This is a genomic window from uncultured Polaribacter sp. (assembly GCF_947501385.1).
Taxonomy (GTDB): domain Bacteria; phylum Bacteroidota; class Bacteroidia; order Flavobacteriales; family Flavobacteriaceae; genus Polaribacter.
The window spans coordinates 69676-86553 of the sequence record NZ_CANMVP010000005.1; the positions used below are offsets into that span (position 1 = coordinate 69676).

Genomic DNA, 16878 nt, shown 5'->3' on the forward strand with positions numbered 1-16878 from the left:
ATCATATTTTAACCTTTAAAAACTTTCTACCTTTAGTGTGAGCATTCATCTTGAGAGAGATTTTATCTCTCATTATATAATTCTCCGCGACTATTATTAAATAGCCTGTTTGTATTTTATAAAAACTTAAAAGGGTTCAGATGGAAGTTAAAAAATATCCCAGAAAACAATTAGAAAATTTTAGTAAAATTTTCCTTCAAATAGGGTTAGCACTCAGCTTATTTACTATCTATGTCCTTATAGAACACAAAACTCACGAACATGCTGATGTTAAAAGTTTAGGCGAAGTTCATATGACCGATGAAATGAAAGAAGATATACCTATCATTAAAATACCTAAAATGAAACCAACTCAAAAAAAAACACTTCCCCCACCAACCTATGATGATATAAAAGTAGTTGAAGATGATATAAAAGTAAACGAAACCATTTTAGAGACTACCGAGACTAATGAAAATGAAGCTGTTACAAACGCTGTTATTACTACAGATAATATTTTTGAAGTTCAAGAAGGTGAAGAAATTGTAGAAGATGTGCCTTTTATTTTAATTGAAGATGTACCCGTTTTTCCTGGGTGTAAAGGAAATAATAAAGAATTAAAAGCCTGCTTTACAAAAAAAATTACAGCATATTTTGCTTCAAGATTTGATGTAGATTTGGCAACAGAACTTGGTTTAAGTGAAGGTAAAAAAAGAATATTCGTAGTTTTTAAAATAGATAAAACGGGTATAGTGACAAATATAAAAGCGAGAGCACCTCATCCAAGATTAGAGAAAGAGGTTGTTGAAATTATTAGTTCATTACCAAAAATGCAACCTGGCAAACAAAGAGGGATTCCTGTAACAGTTAGTTATAGCTTACCTATAACTTTTGAAGTAAGACAATAAATCCAGCATAAAGCTGGATTTATCTATAATTATTTATACCCTAAAAACTTATTCTACCGTAACCGATTTTGCTAAATTTCTTGGTTGATCTACGTTTTTATTTAACATCACTGCAATATGATAAGACAATAACTGAAAAGGAATGGTAGTTAAAAGCGGAGTGAATGCTTCTTCTGTCTCTGGAATTTCTATTACATGATCGGCAATCTCTTTCACTTGAGTATCACCTTCAGTTACAATCGCTATAATTTTTCCAGCTCTAGATTTAATTTCTTGAATATTGCTTACCACTTTTTCATAATGCCCTTTATTTGTTGCAATCACAAAAATTGGCATATTTTCATCAATTAAAGCAATTGGACCATGCTTCATTTCTGCCGCAGGATATCCTTCTGCATGTATATAAGAAATTTCTTTCAATTTCAAAGCACCTTCTAAAGCTACGGGGAAGTTAAATCCTCTACCTAAATACAAACAATTTGTTGCATCTTTATAAACAGCCGCAATTTCCTTTACTTTACCATCTATTTTTAATAGATTTTCTATTTTACCAGGAATTAATTGCATTTTTTGCAACTGAGTTCTTAATTCAGGCTTAGAAATTTCTCCTTTTTTAGAGGCTAACTTTAAAGCGATTAATGTTAACACTGTAATTTGTGTTGTAAATGCTTTTGTAGAAGCCACACCAATTTCTGGACCTGCATGTGTGTAAGCCCCAGCATCTGTTTCTCTAGCAATAGATGAACCTACCACATTACAGATACCAAAGACAAATGCTCCTTTAGATTTTGCTAATTTAATAGCGGCTAATGTATCTGCTGTTTCTCCAGATTGAGAGATTGCAATTACAATGTCTTTAGAAGTTACAATAGGATTTCTATATCTAAATTCTGATGCATATTCTACCTCAACAGGAATCCGTGCAAATTCTTCAATCAGATATTCTCCTACCAAACCAGCATGCCAAGAGGTACCACAGGCAACAATTATAATTCTTTCAGCATTTAAAAACCTGTTCATATGATCGTCTATACCAGACATTCTTATGATTCCTTCATCTGCAAGCATTCTTCCACGATACGTATCGATGATGGCTTTTGGTTGCTCGTTAATTTCTTTTAACATAAAGTGATCGTAACCACCTTTTTCTATTTGATCTAAACTGATTTGTAGTTCTTGAATATTTGCATCCACTAAACTATCATCATGAATTTTATGAATTACAATTCCTTTATCTAGTTTGATAATTGCCATTTCTTCATCTTCTAAATAAATAGCATCTTTGGTATATTCAATAAAAGGAGAAGCGTCTGAAGCTACAAAAAACTCTGAATTGTCTTTTCCTACTCCAATTGCAATTGGGCTTCCCAAACGAGCAACAATTATTTCATTTGGTTTTGTCTTGTCAAAAACAGCAATAGCATAAGCTCCTATTACGTTGTTTAAAGCGAGTTGTACAGCTTTTCCTAATTTACAACTTTCTTGTTTTTTTACCTCTTCAATTAAATTGATTAAAACTTCTGTATCCGTATCACTTTTAAAAATATATCCTCTTGAAGTTAGTTCTTTCTTTAAGGTATCATAATTTTCAATAATACCATTATGAACAATTACTAAATTTCCAGATTGAGAAAAATGAGGATGAGAATTTACGTCATTTGGTACACCGTGAGTTGCCCAACGCGTGTGACCCATACCAATTTTTCCTACTTTTCTTTCCTTTTCTTTGTTTGTAATAAGTTCTAAGTCAGCAACCTTACCTTTCGTTTTAGAAAGGTGGATATTTTTGCCATCAAACATCATGATTCCAGAACTATCGTATCCTCTATACTCAAGTCTTCTAAGACCATTAATTACGATAGGATAAGCATCTCTAAAACCTATATATCCTGTGATTCCACACATAAAAGTTAATTATTAAAGTTGGTTGGTTAATTTAGTTTCTTGGTGTAAGATATTTTTAATCTCGCTTTTTTATCTCCATTTTCATTAAATAAAACAACAGATCTAGGATTCCAATTGTATTGTAAAACGTTCTGATTTAAAAATCCAGTAATTACAGGATTGTCTGTAACATTAAATACTTTTAGAACCAGTGGAGAAAAATCATCAGAAGAACGGTCCATAATATCAGAAATATAATCGGTTATTTTAAAAGTATAATCTTCAGGAACATCAGCATCGTTAGTAAACAAATTCCCATTAAAACTTGCACCTTCTTCATAAGAGTCTGATACATGTGTAGGTGTTACTCCTCCATTGCCATTATCTTTATTTTGATACACATAAAGTCTTTGAGGTAAAACATCTGCGTTTGAACTTAACGCACTATTGACCACAAAAGTTAAATCTGCATCATTTATTAAAAAACCAAATTCATTATTACCAACATCTTTTATAGAAGCTAATTCTTCTAAATCAAGGTAATTATTATTGTCTACATCTTTATTTGCATAGACTAAAAACGGATCCTCTGAATCTAAATTAGCTAAATTCACACCTAAAATCTTTATTTCGGCAGACAAACCAGCGGTTCCTTGAACTACAAAACTATTTGTTGGTTGCGGTATAATGTTGTCTGTTTTATACATATTATTTTGAATACCAGTTAAAGAAAAAGAATAATCTTCTTTTATAATGGTATCTACAACTGCATCTTTTAAAATGGTCTTAGAATATAAAAAATCTATAGATGCCTCTGAATTTGAAGATAAATTAAACGGAACTAAAGCACCATCACTACCTTTTGCTTTTAAAATAACGCCTCTAAAATAATCCTGAAATGCGTCTGACGAAGAAAACTCAGCTTCGTTAAACTTATCCCAAAACGTTGTTTTCATTTTGTTTAAGTCTAGCGGAATTGCTAAAAAAGGAACAGGTACATTTGCAGCACCCATAACTTTAAGCGTATCTTTAACTGTGCTTGTGTTATTCACATCTACACTTCTATCTATTCTGTCGAATTCAAAAATTGTGTCTGTAGCTGAAGGTGTAAAAGAAAAATCTGCTGCTGATAATAATTCTGTTTCTTGATAGTCGAAATTAGAAGGATAGGAATTTATTTTTGCAGGGTTTGCAGGATTCAAAACACTTAAAAATGTTGGATTTTGATATACTTCAATAGCTGTTGCAACAGCTGTATTTCCTAAAATTGAATCTAACCGATACGTAGTTATTCCTTCAGAATTTGCGCCTAATGAAACAGCCGTATAAGGAATTTTTAAAACGACTTGATCTAAGTTATAAATCGTATCTCCGTCAATAACATCTTCACTTGTTTTTAAAATAGAAGGAAGACTAATTTGAGAAACAAAACCAGCTTCTAAATTTTTAGCATTCTCTTTTTTATAGACTCCTAGCCAATAATCTACCTGAGGTCTGCTATTATTTTGTAATACAGGCAAGCCTATATTGTCTGCTATAATACTTTCTATATTTATAGAACTTATTTCTAAATCTAATACAACTTCGCCTGTAGAGAATTTAGTATTACTTATTACCCCACTTTCAATATCTGTAAAGTCTTCTTCACATGAAATAACAAAAGAAACAACAAATAATACAACACCTATGTAAACACTTTTTCTAATAAAATTTTTCACTATAAAATAATTAATTGGCCGAAACTAAATCAGCATAAAAATTTAAATAACTTTCTTTAAGATTTTCTAGTTGATATCCTAAAACAGGCATCTCTTTATCTTCTATAAAAGAAGATAATTCTTCAGAAATATCTTCACTACCATGAATAATTGCATCAGAATTTTCAATGGCACTTTTTAAAATATTAGTATGATTAGGTGTTTTAATAGTGGTTACTTTTTCTTCTTTATTTAAATCGAATTTTACTTTATCTGCAAGATTTGTACTTAATTCGCCTTCAAATCCGTTATTATAAATAGAAGTTACAATTTTACTTTCGGTAAAAAGTGGTTCTTCGTTATAGAACTCTCTTAAATACAAAGGAAGTAAAGAAGCCATCCAACCATGAACATGAATAATGTCTGGTGCCCAGTTTAATTTTTTTACTGTTTCTATCACTCCTTTTGCAAAGAAAATGGCACGTTCATCATTGTCTGAAAACAAATTGTCATCTTCATCTGTAAAAACGGCTTTTCTTTTAAAATATTCTTCGTTATCAATAAAATAAACTTGCATTCTTTCTTTTGGTATAGAAGCCACTTTTATAATTAATGGCATGTCCATATCATTTACAACCAAGTTCATTCCAGAAAGACGAATTACCTCATGTAATTGGTGTCTTCGTTCATTAATAACGCCATATCTTGGCATAAAGATTCTGGTTTGTACTCCTTTAGAATGTGCATTTTTTGCTGCAGTAAACGCAGTTGATGATAGTTCTGTTTCGGGTAAGTAAGGCACTACTTCAGACGAAACAAACAATATTCTCTTGTCCTTCATTAATCAAACTCTTTTTATGAGATTGGCAAAAATACAAATTATTATGCTAATATCGTGTTAAAATGGTAAGTTTGCACGCTTTATCAATATTTTTAGAATGAAAATTTTCAACAGTAAAAAAGATCTAAAAGACTGTATTTTAGAACATAAAAGGAATAAAAAAACAATTGGTTTTGTACCAACAATGGGTGCTTTACATCGAGGTCATTTATCTTTAATTGAAAAAGCTAAAGAGAAAAATGATATTGTTGTTATAAGTGTTTTTGTAAATCCTACACAGTTTGATAATATTGAGGATTTAAATAAGTACCCAAAAACGCTAGAAAATGATATAAAGTTACTTGAGTCTGTTGCTACTGATGTTCTTTTTTGTCCTTCTGTGGAAGAAATTTATGCAGAAAACATCGTTTCTAAAAACTTTAATTTTGATGGTTTAGAACACCAAATGGAAGGGAAGTTTAGAAAAGGTCATTTTGATGGTGTTGGCACCATTGTAAAAACACTCTTTGAAATTGTTGAGCCAAACAAAGCATATTTTGGGCAAAAAGATTTTCAGCAATTGCAGGTGATTAAAAAAATGGTTAAAAAGCATCATCTTCCAGTAAAAATCAAGGGTTGTCCAATTTTTAGAGAAGAAGATGGTTTGGCAATGAGTTCTAGAAATGCAAGATTGTCTAAAGAACATAGAGAAATTGTACCGTTCATTTATAAAACTCTTAAAAAAGTAAATAAGAAATTTGGTAAAGAAAACATCACTGATATTAACAATTGGGTAGAGAATCAGTTTAAAAACCAGCCTTTACTAGAATTAGAGTATTTTACCATTGCTGAAGAAAAATCATTAGAAACTGTTAAAAAAGCAGCATCTAACAAGAAATACAGAGCTTTTATTGCTGTTTTTGCAGGAAAAATAAGATTGATTGATAACATTCGTTTAAAAAATTAGTAACCAAAAAATCCCTATTTTTGTAGCATGTTAGTACAAGTAGTAAAATCAAAAATCCACCGTGTAAAAGTTACAGGTGCAGATTTAAATTATATAGGAAGCATTACCATAGATGAAGACCTAATGGATGCTGCTGGAATTATTGAAGGCGAGCGCGTTCAAATAGTTAATAATAACAACGGAAATCGCTTAGAAACCTATGCAATTCCTGGTCCTCGTGGAAGTGGAGAAATTACCTTAAATGGTGCTGCTTCTCGTTTGGTTGCTGTTGGAGATGTTTTAATTTTAATTGTGTATGCCTTTATGGAATTAGAAGAAGCAAAGGTTTTTAAACCTTCGTTGGTTTTTCCGAATGAAAAAGACAATACACTAACGTAGTTTGAATTCTTCAGCAAAAAAAATAGTAAAAATTATATTACCTCTCGCATTGGGAGGTTTTTTAGTTTGGTACTCTTTGTCTGATATTTCTTTAGAAACGCTAGGGAAATACTTTAAAGAAGCGAATTATAGTTGGATTTTTCTTGGTTTATTCTTCGGTATTTTAAGTCACCTTTCTAGAGCATACAGATGGAAATTTATGTTAGAACCTCTTGGTTTTAAACCAAAATTTACAAATAGTATTTTGGCTGTCTTAGTTGCTTATTTGGTAAATTTAGCGTTGCCAAGAGCTGGAGAAATTTCAAGAGCAACTGTAATGACAAACTATGAAAAAATTCCCTTTGAAAAAGGCTTTGGAACCATTGTAGCAGAACGCATTGCAGATTTAATAATGATGCTTTCCATTGTAGCAATCACACTTTTTGTACAGTTTGACTTTATTTATGATTTATTAACCAAAAACTTCGATCCTACTAAAATCATCATCGGTTTAGTTCTATTAATTATCGGTTTCTTTATTTTTAGGTCTTTTGTAAATAAGGCTACTTCTGGTTTTTTATTAAAAATTAAAACTTTTATTTCTGGTTTAATAGAAGGGGTTACCAGCATTTTTAAAATGAAAAACAAATGGGCATTTATTTTTCATACCGTTTTTATTTGGGTAATGTATGTGGCCATGTTTTGGGCAACAATACCTGCAATTGAGGGTTTAGAAGTTCCTTTTGGTGGCATTTTGATTGGTTTTATTGCCGGCGGATTTTCTATTGCCGCAACAAATGGTGGCATTGGCTTATACCCAATTGCAGTTGCTGGCGCTTTGGCTTTATTTGATATTCCAACAGAACCTGCCACCGCATTCGGTTGGATTATGTGGACAGCACAAACAGCCATGATTATCGTTTTTGGTGGTTTGGCTTTTCTTATCCTTCCAATTTACAATAAAGAAAAGTAATTTTTTAGCGCCTGTCGGCCGCAGTTAGGTTCTCTGAAAATGTCGCGCTTTCCATAATATCTTTCAATCGCTAACGCAACTATTTGTCAACTTTAAGAAAATATTCATCAAAGGTATAATTTAAATATTATTATCTTTGATAAAAGCAATTGTTATGAACTCGAAAGAAAAAAGAATCGCATTATCTAAATGGATTTTAGAAACAGATGAAAACGTTCTAAATGAAGTGGAAGCTATTTATAATGTACATCAAAACGAGGAACACTCCTCTAAAATAGTTGGGTACACAATTGATGGTGAACCTTTAACCAAAAAAAACTACATAAAACATATTAATAGAATTAGAACAGATGTTGATAATGGAGCAAAAACTTTCACAACATCAGAGGTTAGAGAACATGTTTTAAGCAATAGAAACTCTTAAATTTTAAAAGTTGTTTGGTCATCAAAATCTATGAATTCTCTTTTAGGAATTTATAATTATATATTTGAAAAAAGTCCTCAAAATGCTTTGATGGTTTTTAATAAATTAACAAAATTAGGTGATTCTCTATCTGATAATAATATTGAATATTCAAAAGACTTAATAATTAATGATGAAGCTGTAAGATTTGTTTCTAAATGGGATTATAAAATCATTTATGAAAGAAAAATAAATTATGTTTTAATTATTGACGTTTTTAGTAGCAAACAAAATCCCAACAAATTAATTTTAGATTGATTCCTCTTTTTTGTAAATTTTCACAAAGCTGATAAGTCTTTTTTTATCCCAAAAAATTAAAGTAAATTTACTAGATTTTCACAAATAAATATTGATAAGTTTAGCGTAAATTTGTGTTTTAAAATAAAAAATGGCCAAAACCAAAACAACTTTTTTCTGTCAGAATTGTGGAACACAACATGCCAAATGGGTGGGGCAATGTGGCGCTTGTAAAGAATGGAATACGATTGTTGAAGAGGTTATTCAAAAAGAAGAAAAACGTGTTTGGAAACAATCTACAACGGCAAAACAAACCGTTAATAGACCTTTAAAAATTGCAGATATTCAGCTGAATCCTGAAGAAAGAGTGGTTACCAATAACAACGAATTAGATACGGTTTTAGGTGGCGGATTGGTAAAAGGTTCTGTAACACTTTTGGGGGGTGAACCTGGTATTGGAAAATCGACATTATTATTACAAGTTGCCTTAAATATAAGTCAGAAAGTTTTGTATGTTTCTGGTGAAGAAAGCCAATCTCAAATAAAAATGAGAGCAGACAGGTTAGAAGTAAATAATTCTAATTGTCTAATTCTTACCGAAACGAACACGCAACAAATCTTTAAAAATATTGAAGAAACCGAGCCTGAAGTCTTGGTAATCGATTCAATACAAACTTTACACACCAATCATATAGAAGCTTCTCCTGGAAGCATTTCTCAAATTAGAGAAACTGCAGCAGAATTGATCAAATTTGCAAAAGAAACTGCAACTCCTGTTTTACTAATTGGTCATATTAATAAAGAAGGAAACATTGCCGGCCCAAAAATTTTAGAACACATGGTAGATGTGGTTTTACAGTTTGAAGGTGATAGAAATCATACCTACAGAATTTTAAGATCACAAAAAAACAGGTTTGGTTCTACCTCCGAATTGGGTATTTATGAAATGCTTTCTAGCGGGTTAAGAGAAATCTCCAATCCGTCTGAAATTTTAATTTCTAAAAAAGATGCAGATTTAAGCGGCACAGCAATTGCTTCCACATTAGAAGGCATTCGACCTTTAATGATCGAAATTCAAGCGTTGGTTTCTACGGCAGTTTATGGAACTCCACAACGTTCTACAACGGGTTATAATCTAAAACGTCTCAACATGATTTTGGCTGTTTTAGAAAAACGTGCAGGTTTTAAATTGGGCGCAAAAGATGTATTTTTAAATATTACTGGCGGCATAAATGTAGATGATCCTGCTATAGATTTGGCGGTTGTTGCGGCCATTTTATCATCCAATCAAGATATTGCGATCAACCCGAATGTGTGTTTTGCGGCAGAAGTTGGTTTGGCAGGAGAAATTAGACCCGTTTCTAAAATAGATCAACGAATTTTAGAAGCAGAAAAGTTAGGTTATAGAACTTTTGTGGCTTCTAAATACAATAAGATTTCTTCTAAAAACCATGGAATAAAATTGCTTTTAGTGGGTAAAATAGAAGAGGCTTTTGCTACTTTGTTTGCTTAACTGGCATTACAAGGGGTTTAAACCCCTTGCAAAACGGTTTTTATCAATATTATCAACTTAAAATAAGTTTATCTTTTATTTGCTTCTTTAATATATTTCTCTAAAGCCATAGTCATAGAAGGAGTTTCTGGACTTGGCGCATGAATATCGCACCTTAAACCAGCTTCTTTTACAGCGTTTACAGTAGAAGTACCAAAAGCGGCAATTCTGGTGTCGTTTTGTTTAAAATCTGGGAAATTTTGAAATAATGATTCGATTCCAGAAGGACTAAAAAACACTAAAATATCATAAAAAACATCTTCCAAATCAGACAGATCGCTAACAACCGTTCTATACAAATCTAAACGTGTCCATTTTACACCTAAAGCATCTAACTCTTCTGGAATTAATGGTTTCAATTTATCTGAAGAAGGCAATAAGTAATTTTCTGTTTTATGTTTCTTAATTAACTTTGTTAATTCCGTAAACGTTCTATTACCCACATAAATTTTACGTTTTCTATAGACTACGTATTTTTGCAAGTAATAAGCAACAGCTTCAGACTGACAGAAATACTTCATATCGTCTGGCACTTTAAAACGCATTTCTTCTGCAATTTTAAAGAAATAATCTACAGCATTTCTGCTTGTTAAGATAATAGCCGTAAAATTTTTAAAATCAATTTTTTGAGTTCTAATTTCTTTGACAGAAATACCTTCTACATGAATAAAAGATCTAAAATCAATTTTTACTTTTTGTTTATCAGACAAGTCAAAATAAGGAGAAGTTTCTGTCTTTGGTACAGGTTGTGACACTAAAATCGTTTTCACTTTCATACGCTTTTGTTTTTTAATTTAAAGCATCAATTTATATAGTGTTAATAGCGGTGCTATTTCAGAGGCGCAAATGTACAAAATAAAATAAAATAACTGACTAAAAATCAGCTTTTTGTTATTCCTTACGTGAAATACAAATCTTAATAAAAAGAAAAAGAGTGCTACATACATAAAGAATGAGGCTTCCAATGGGCTATATTCAAATATGATAAAAGAAATGAACAGAAAAAAACTAATAGAATACAGATAGCTAAACTTAGAAACTAAATAAAATCGAACCTGTTTTTTAATCAAAAACATTCTTGAAATGGCAATCTCTAAAAAACTTTTAATTGTAAAGTAACCAAATACAACTCCTAAAATAGAAAGAAAATAGGAAAAACTCAACTGAATTTCTGCATCTCTTTCCACAATAATTAAACTTATTGCCAACGCTAAAACTGTAGATGAAAAAACAAATAACAAACTGTAAAAAGAATTAAAAAAAGACGTGTCTTCTTCTACTTCAGAATCTATAAAACCCTTATTAAAAAGTGTAAATACATAGCCCTTTAGTTTTTCTGCATCAATTACTTTAAGTACAGCAATAATAGCCAATAGAAATACCAAAATAACAGGTATCCAATTTGTAGTTGCTATGTTTTTTTCTAGTGCTTGCACTTTTTTTCTTAGATTAAGATTAACACAAAATTAGTAATTAAAAAATGTATATTTGTATTTACCACATGAAATTTCATTTATGTCAGACGCTTTAGTTATCATCCCCACTTATAACGAAAAAGAAAACATAGAAGCTATAATTAGAGCCGTTTTTAATGAAAAGAAAGTATTTCATATTCTAGTTGTAGATGATAATTCTCCTGACGGAACCTCCGAAATTGTAGAAAAACTAATTACCGAGTTTCCAACACAACTTTTTATCGAAAAAAGGAATGGAAAAAATGGTTTAGGAACTGCTTATATTCACGGTTTTAAATGGGCCTTAGCAAAAACTTACAATTATATTATAGAAATGGATGCTGATTTTTCTCACAATCCTAAAGATCTGATTCGTTTATACAATGCGTGCGAGAATGAAGGCGGAGATGTCTCTGTAGGTTCAAGGTATGTAGACAATCAAGTAAACGTTGTAAATTGGGATATTAAAAGGTTATTACTTTCTTATTTTGCTTCAAAATATGTGCGTTTAATTACTAGAATTCCTGTTTTTGATACCACCGCTGGTTTTGTTTGTTGGAAAAGAAAAGTATTAGAAACCATTCATTTAGATAAAATTAAATTCGTTGGCTACGCTTTTCAAATAGAAATGAAGTTCAAAGCATGGAAACATAAATTTAAAATTAAAGAAGTTTCTGTAGTTTTTACAGACAGAGACTTAGGTGCTTCTAAAATGAGTGGAAATATTGTTTCTGAAGCTTTATTTGGAGTGATAAAAATGAAAATAAAAGGATTGCCAAAAGAAAATTTATGACAAATGCTATTTCTCTTAGAGCTGCAAATTTAGCAGATCTAAATACATTACTTCAATTTGAACAAGGAATTATTGAAACAGAAAAACCTTTAGATCCTTTTTTAGCTGCTGGTGAATTATTCTATTACAACATTCCAGAAATGATTGCAGCTAAAAATATTCATTTAATTGTGGCTGTTATTCATGAAGAATTGGTCGCTTCTGGGTATTTAAGAATAGAAAACGGTAAGCATTATCATAAAAACCTGAAACATGGTTATATCGGTTTTATGTATGTAAAACCTTCTTTTAGAGGACAAAGAATAAGCAATGTAATTTTAGAATCTTTAAAAGATTGGGCAAAAAAAGAAAATCTTAAAGAAGTAAGGTTAGATGTGTATAGCAATAATAATGGCGCCATAAAATCTTACGAACGCTTTGGATTCACCAAAGGTTTGGTAAATATGAAAATGGATATATAAAAAGAAAAATGACAAAATTAACGTTAATAAAAAACGCAACTATTGTTAATGAAAACAGCACTTTTGTAGGTGATGTTTTGATTGAAAACGAAATGATAAAAGAAATTTCTTCTGAAATTTCTGCAAAAGAAAACACAGAGGTTATAGAAGCAAATGGAAATTATTTGATTCCTGGTTTTATTGATGATCAAGTGCATTTTAGAGAGCCTGGTCTAACTCACAAAGCAAATATCGCTTCAGAAAGTAGGGCCGCAGTTGCAGGCGGAATTACTACATTTATAGAGATGCCCAACACAGTTCCGCAAGCAACTACACAAGAATTATTAGAAGATAAATTTCAGATTGCCGCCAAAGATTCTTATGCAAACTATTCTTTTATGTTTGGTGGTACAAACAATAATTTAAAAGAATTACTAAAAACAGATCCTCAAAAAGTAGCCGGAATTAAATTATTTTTAGGCTCTTCTACAGGTGATATGCTAGTAGATGACGAAGCGGTTTTAGAGAAAATTTTCTCTTCTACAAAAATGATTATCTCTGTACATTGTGAAGATGAAGCAACCATCAAAAAAAACACTACCGCTTATAAAGAAAAGTTTGGTGAAGACATTCCAATCAAATACCATCCTATAATTAGAAGCGAAGAGGCCTGTTATTTATCTTCTTCAAAAGCAATTGAATTGGCAAAAAAAACGGGCGCAAGATTGCATGTTTTTCATTTATCAACAGCAAAAGAAACAGACTTATTTAGAAATGATATTCCTTTAGAAGAAAAACAAATTACAGCAGAAGTATGTATTCACCATTTATGGTTTTCAGACAAAGATTATAAAGAAAAAGGAACGCACATTAAGTGGAATCCTGCTGTAAAAACAGAAAAAGACAGATTGGGTTTGTGGAAAGCTTTGTTAGATGACAGAATAGATGTTTTAGCAACAGATCATGCTCCACATACTTTAGAAGAAAAATCGAATACCTATTTAAAAGCACCAAGTGGTGGTCCTTTAGTGCAGCATGCTATAAATGCTATTTTAGAAAAAGTGAAAGAAGGCGTAATTCCTATTGAAAAAGCCGTTGAAAAAATGAGCCATAATCCTGCAATCTTGTTTCAAATTGAGAAAAGAGGTTTTATCAGAGAAGGGTATTTTGCAGATTTGGTTTTAATAGACCCGAATCAATCATACACTGTTTCTAAAAAGAATCTTTTATACAAATGTGGTTGGTCTCCGTTTGAAGGAACTACATTTTCATCTACCATTACACATACTTTTGTAAACGGAAATTTAATGTATCATAAAGGTGTGTTTAACAATAAGATTAAAGGTAAAAGAATAACATTCAATAGATAAAATGAAAAAATTACGCTACCTATTTATTGTTCTCTTTTTAGTTTCTTGTACTAGTAACACTATTTTTGAAAAACCAAAAGACTTAATTCCTAAAGACACCATGAGTCTTTTATTACAAGAATTAATGATTGCTTCAAGCGCAAAATTTATAAATAACAAGAATCAGCAAAAGAATATTAATTACATGCCTTTTGTGTATGAAAAATTTAAAATCGATAGCACTCGTTTTGAAACTAGCAATTATTATTATATGTCTAAAATAGATATATATCAAGAAATTTTAGAGGGAGCAAAAACCAGTTTAGAAAAAAGAAGTGATTTTTTTAAAAACATTCAAACAAGGCTAGATTCTATTAGAAAAGATTCTACAGATCGAGTAAGAAATATACAGAAAGAATTAGATAGTCTAAAAACATTAGATTTTCCAGACACTTTAATGCACAAAGGTAAAATTTTAGATACTTTTGAAATACAAGAAGAAAATTTACTAAAAAGAGCTAGACCAAACATATAAGTAAGCTAATTTTTATAATCAATACAAACTTGTTTTATAACGCTATTGATGTCTTCAAATTGAAAATGAATACTTTTCTTAATTTTTTCTGAAGAATATTTAGAAGTGCTATGCGCACTTCTTGCTGAATACTTGCTTAGCAAAGGCGCAACTCCTGTAATTTTAGAGACAAAAGCAGAAAAGCGCCAAAGAATACTTGTTTGCCAAGAATTTATTTTTTTTGACGGTCTTTTTTTTCCAAAATCATCAGCGATAGAAAACAGCACATCTTTAAATGTTTTATTTTCTGAAACTAAAATAAAACGTTCATTTTTAACTTCAGAATTCATAAGTAACATCATGGCTTTTACTACATCTCTTACACCAACAAAACCAGTAATTCCTTCGGTGTAATAGTTGAATCCGTTAGCAACTTGATTGAATAATTTTCCCGAACCAGATTTAAAAAAACCACTTCCTAAAATAATTCCAGGGTTTACAATAACAACCGCTACTTCTTCTTGACTTGCGCGCCAAACTTCCATTTCTGCACCAAATTTAGTGATAGAATACCCGCTGTTATCCACCTCTTTGTTCCATTCATTTTCTTCTGTAATAAAACCTCCATCTACAGCATCGCCAACGGAAGCAATAGAACCTACAAAACAAATTTTTTCTACTTTTGCATCAATAGAGAGGTTTACAATTATTGCAGTTCCGTGAATATTCACTTTTCGCATTTCTCTATAATCTTTGGGGTTAAAAGAAATAAATGCGGCACAGTGATACACTTTTTGAACGCCTACAAAAGCAGGAATCATGGCTGGAACCTCAGTAATGTCTGCTTGAAACCATTCAATTTTAGAAATTAAAGAAATATCCTCTGTATAATAGGAAAAAACTTTTTTTACAGCGTCAATTTTTTCTTTAGATCGATAAATGGCGCGTACTTTTTCATCATTTTTAACTAAATGATATAATAAATGTGCTCCAACCAAACCGGTTCCTCCAGTAACTAAAATCATACAACGAAGTTATGGTTTTTTGATTGATAAGTTTATCTTTGTGGGCTTAAAAAGGTTTTCTAAATTATAGAATGTCTTATCGAGCACAGTCGAGAGATATTAAAATATCTGATTGTTAAAATAGTTCTCGTACTGACATAAAACCTTCCTAAAAACTTAAGCTTACAATGAAAAATTTTATTGAAGAATTACAATGGAGAGGAATGTTACACGACAGCATGCCAAACACAGAAGAGCATTTGTTAGAAAGCATGAGAAGTGCCTATGTGGGTTTTGATCCTACTTCAGATTCTTTGCATATCGGAAATTTAGTACCTATTATGTTGCTAGCACATTTTCAAAGATGTGGTCATAAACCCATTGCTTTGGTTGGTGGTGCAACAGGTATGATTGGAGATCCTTCAGGAAAATCTTCTGAACGTAATTTATTAGATGAAAAAACATTACGCTACAACCAAGAAGCCATAAAAGGGCAATTGAGTCATTTTTTAGACTTTACTTCTAATGCAGAGAATGCAGCGGTTTTGGTAAATAATTACGACTGGATGAAAGATTTTTCTTTCCTAGAGTTTATTAGAGATGTTGGGAAACACATTACTGTAAATTATATGATGGCGAAAGATTCTGTAAAAAACAGAATTGGTTCTGAATCGAAAGAGGGCATGTCTTTTACCGAATTTACCTATCAATTAGTGCAAGGATATGATTTTTTGCATTTGTATAAAAACAACAATGCTTCTATACAAATGGGGGGTTCAGATCAATGGGGAAATATTACCACAGGAACAGAACTAATTAGAAGAGTTGGTGGTGGAAAAGGCTACGCAATTACATGTCCTTTAATTACAAAATCTGACGGAACAAAATTTGGGAAATCTGAAGGAGGAAATGTTTGGTTAGAAGCGAAGAGAACATCACCTTATAAATTCTACCAATATTGGTTGAATGCTTCTGATGAGGACGCTGAAAAATATATTAAAATTTTTACATTTTTAGATCAAGAAACCATTGATATTTTAATTGCAGCACATAAAGAAACGCCTCATTTGCGTGTTTTACAAAAGAAAATTGGTGAAGAAGTAACCCTGTTGGTGCACGGACAAGAAGCGTATAAAAACGCAATTAAAGCTTCTAATATTTTATTTGGAAAATCTACCGCTTCAGATTTAAAATCTTTAGACGAACAAACATTTTTAGATGTTTTTGACGGCGTGCCACAAGCAACTGTTTCAATTGCAGCTGTTGAAGAAGGTTTAGATATGATTGCTGCCTTGGCTGCAAAAACAAACTTTTTAGCGTCTAATGGTGAAGCAAGAAGAGCTTTAAAAGAAAATGCAATTTCTGTAAATAAAGAAAAAGTAAAAGAAGATTTTACAATTTCTAAGGAAGATCTAATCGCGAATAAATATGTGCTTTTACAAAGAGGTAAAAAGACCTATTATTTATTAGTTGTAAATTAATAATTA

The 16878-nt window shown here is 31.2% G+C and carries 18 protein-coding genes; 12 read left to right on the forward strand and 6 right to left on the reverse strand.

Annotation, left to right across the window (positions count from 1 at the left end; genetic code table 11):
* Nucleotides 1–140 precede the first annotated feature (140 nt).
* On the forward strand, nucleotides 141–887 hold the full coding sequence (locus tag Q0998_RS04560) for an energy transducer TonB (protein WP_299666859.1): 747 nt from the start codon (nucleotides 141–143) through the stop codon (nucleotides 885–887).
* 48 nt (nucleotides 888–935) lie between these two features.
* Here the strand turns inward: Q0998_RS04560 and glmS are convergent, their stop codons facing one another.
* The 3 genes from glmS to Q0998_RS04575 are packed head-to-tail and all read right to left on the reverse strand — an operon-like array spanning nucleotide 936 to nucleotide 5309.
* Complete coding sequence (glmS, locus tag Q0998_RS04565; protein ID WP_299666861.1) at nucleotides 936–2792, reverse strand: glutamine--fructose-6-phosphate transaminase (isomerizing); 1857 nt, start codon at nucleotides 2790–2792, stop codon at nucleotides 936–938.
* 26 nt (nucleotides 2793–2818) lie between these two features.
* On the reverse strand, nucleotides 2819–4489 hold the full coding sequence (locus Q0998_RS04570) for a DUF4270 family protein (RefSeq protein ID WP_299666863.1): 1671 nt from the start codon (nucleotides 4487–4489) through the stop codon (nucleotides 2819–2821).
* Between the two features lie 10 nt (nucleotides 4490–4499).
* Nucleotides 4500–5309, reverse strand: coding sequence for a glycogen/starch synthase (locus tag Q0998_RS04575; RefSeq protein ID WP_299666865.1), 810 nt, complete (start codon nucleotides 5307–5309; stop codon nucleotides 4500–4502).
* Between the two features lie 97 nt (nucleotides 5310–5406).
* Here Q0998_RS04575 and panC point away from each other — a divergent pair, with 97 nt between their 5' ends.
* The 6 genes from panC (at nucleotide 5407) to radA (ending at nucleotide 9798) form a co-directional block, all read left to right on the forward strand.
* Nucleotides 5407–6255: a pantoate--beta-alanine ligase gene (gene panC / locus Q0998_RS04580; protein WP_299666867.1), complete on the forward strand. Its 849-nt coding sequence runs from the start codon at nucleotides 5407–5409 to the stop codon at nucleotides 6253–6255.
* 27 nt (nucleotides 6256–6282) lie between these two features.
* On the forward strand, nucleotides 6283–6633 hold the full coding sequence (panD, locus tag Q0998_RS04585) for an aspartate 1-decarboxylase (RefSeq protein ID WP_299666869.1): 351 nt from the start codon (nucleotides 6283–6285) through the stop codon (nucleotides 6631–6633).
* Between the two features lies 1 nt (nucleotide 6634).
* Entirely contained in the window at nucleotides 6635–7585 is a 951-nt protein-coding gene (locus tag Q0998_RS04590) for a lysylphosphatidylglycerol synthase transmembrane domain-containing protein (protein WP_299666871.1), read from the forward strand.
* Nucleotides 7586–7739: 154 nt separating this feature from the next.
* Nucleotides 7740–8009, forward strand: a complete 270-nt coding sequence (locus Q0998_RS04595) for a hypothetical protein (RefSeq protein WP_299666874.1) — start codon at nucleotides 7740–7742, stop codon at nucleotides 8007–8009.
* Nucleotides 8010–8306 carry a type II toxin-antitoxin system RelE/ParE family toxin gene (locus tag Q0998_RS04600; RefSeq protein ID WP_366943601.1) on the forward strand — a complete coding sequence of 99 codons (297 nt, stop codon included), beginning with the start codon at nucleotides 8010–8012 and terminating at the stop codon, nucleotides 8304–8306.
* Between the two features lie 130 nt (nucleotides 8307–8436).
* A complete protein-coding gene (gene radA, locus Q0998_RS04605) occupies nucleotides 8437–9798 on the forward strand; it encodes a DNA repair protein RadA (protein ID WP_299666880.1) in 1362 nt (453 codons plus the stop codon).
* Between the two features lie 68 nt (nucleotides 9799–9866).
* Here the strand turns inward: radA and Q0998_RS04610 are convergent, their stop codons facing one another.
* Both Q0998_RS04610 and Q0998_RS04615 read right to left on the reverse strand, forming a co-directional pair.
* The gene (locus Q0998_RS04610) at nucleotides 9867–10613 is read right to left on the reverse strand and encodes a uroporphyrinogen-III synthase (RefSeq protein ID WP_299666883.1); all 747 of its coding nucleotides are present in this window, start codon (nucleotides 10611–10613) and stop codon (nucleotides 9867–9869) included.
* An 18-nt stretch (nucleotides 10614–10631) separates the two neighbouring features.
* Nucleotides 10632–11273 carry a DUF4271 domain-containing protein gene (locus tag Q0998_RS04615; protein ID WP_299666885.1) on the reverse strand — a complete coding sequence of 214 codons (642 nt, stop codon included), beginning with the start codon at nucleotides 11271–11273 and terminating at the stop codon, nucleotides 10632–10634.
* 79 nt (nucleotides 11274–11352) lie between these two features.
* Here Q0998_RS04615 and Q0998_RS04620 point away from each other — a divergent pair, with 79 nt between their 5' ends.
* The 4 genes from Q0998_RS04620 to Q0998_RS04635 are packed head-to-tail and all read left to right on the forward strand — an operon-like array spanning nucleotide 11353 to nucleotide 14408.
* On the forward strand, nucleotides 11353–12084 hold the full coding sequence (locus tag Q0998_RS04620) for a polyprenol monophosphomannose synthase (protein WP_299666887.1): 732 nt from the start codon (nucleotides 11353–11355) through the stop codon (nucleotides 12082–12084).
* The gene (locus tag Q0998_RS04625) at nucleotides 12081–12545 is read left to right on the forward strand and encodes a GNAT family N-acetyltransferase (RefSeq protein WP_299666889.1); all 465 of its coding nucleotides are present in this window, start codon (nucleotides 12081–12083) and stop codon (nucleotides 12543–12545) included. The genes Q0998_RS04620 and Q0998_RS04625 overlap by 4 nt, the downstream gene beginning before the upstream one ends.
* Nucleotides 12546–12553: 8 nt before the next feature.
* Nucleotides 12554–13894: a dihydroorotase gene (locus tag Q0998_RS04630; RefSeq protein ID WP_299666891.1), complete on the forward strand. Its 1341-nt coding sequence runs from the start codon at nucleotides 12554–12556 to the stop codon at nucleotides 13892–13894.
* A gap of 1 nt (nucleotide 13895) precedes the next feature.
* A complete protein-coding gene (locus Q0998_RS04635; RefSeq protein ID WP_299666893.1) occupies nucleotides 13896–14408 on the forward strand; it encodes a DUF4296 domain-containing protein in 513 nt (170 codons plus the stop codon).
* A gap of 5 nt (nucleotides 14409–14413) precedes the next feature.
* Here Q0998_RS04635 and Q0998_RS04640 read toward each other — a convergent pair whose 3' ends face one another.
* Nucleotides 14414–15412, reverse strand: coding sequence for an NAD-dependent epimerase/dehydratase family protein (locus Q0998_RS04640; RefSeq protein ID WP_299666895.1), 999 nt, complete (start codon nucleotides 15410–15412; stop codon nucleotides 14414–14416).
* A 167-nt stretch (nucleotides 15413–15579) separates the two neighbouring features.
* On the opposite strand from Q0998_RS04640, the gene tyrS reads away from it, so the two are divergent.
* A complete protein-coding gene (tyrS, locus tag Q0998_RS04645) occupies nucleotides 15580–16872 on the forward strand; it encodes a tyrosine--tRNA ligase (protein ID WP_299666897.1) in 1293 nt (430 codons plus the stop codon).
* The last annotated feature ends 6 nt before the right edge of the window (nucleotides 16873–16878 follow it).

Coding starts and splice junctions, on each gene's coding strand:
- panD (WP_299666869.1), top strand. CDS start 6,283: ATGTTAGTACAAGTAGTAAAATCAAAAATCCACCGTGTAAAAGTTACA.
- glmS (WP_299666861.1), bottom strand. CDS start 2,792: ATGTGTGGAATCACAGGATATATAGGTTTTAGAGATGCTTATCCTATC.
- Q0998_RS04595 (WP_299666874.1), top strand. CDS start 7,740: ATGAACTCGAAAGAAAAAAGAATCGCATTATCTAAATGGATTTTAGAA.
- tyrS (WP_299666897.1), top strand. CDS start 15,580: ATGAAAAATTTTATTGAAGAATTACAATGGAGAGGAATGTTACACGAC.
- Q0998_RS04560 (WP_299666859.1), top strand. CDS start 141: ATGGAAGTTAAAAAATATCCCAGAAAACAATTAGAAAATTTTAGTAAA.
- Q0998_RS04635 (WP_299666893.1), top strand. CDS start 13,896: ATGAAAAAATTACGCTACCTATTTATTGTTCTCTTTTTAGTTTCTTGT.
- Q0998_RS04610 (WP_299666883.1), bottom strand. CDS start 10,613: ATGAAAGTGAAAACGATTTTAGTGTCACAACCTGTACCAAAGACAGAA.
- Q0998_RS04625 (WP_299666889.1), top strand. CDS start 12,081: ATGACAAATGCTATTTCTCTTAGAGCTGCAAATTTAGCAGATCTAAAT.
- Q0998_RS04620 (WP_299666887.1), top strand. CDS start 11,353: ATGTCAGACGCTTTAGTTATCATCCCCACTTATAACGAAAAAGAAAAC.
- panC (WP_299666867.1), top strand. CDS start 5,407: ATGAAAATTTTCAACAGTAAAAAAGATCTAAAAGACTGTATTTTAGAA.
- Q0998_RS04630 (WP_299666891.1), top strand. CDS start 12,554: ATGACAAAATTAACGTTAATAAAAAACGCAACTATTGTTAATGAAAAC.
- Q0998_RS04640 (WP_299666895.1), bottom strand. CDS start 15,412: ATGATTTTAGTTACTGGAGGAACCGGTTTGGTTGGAGCACATTTATTA.
- Q0998_RS04575 (WP_299666865.1), bottom strand. CDS start 5,309: ATGAAGGACAAGAGAATATTGTTTGTTTCGTCTGAAGTAGTGCCTTAC.
- radA (WP_299666880.1), top strand. CDS start 8,437: ATGGCCAAAACCAAAACAACTTTTTTCTGTCAGAATTGTGGAACACAA.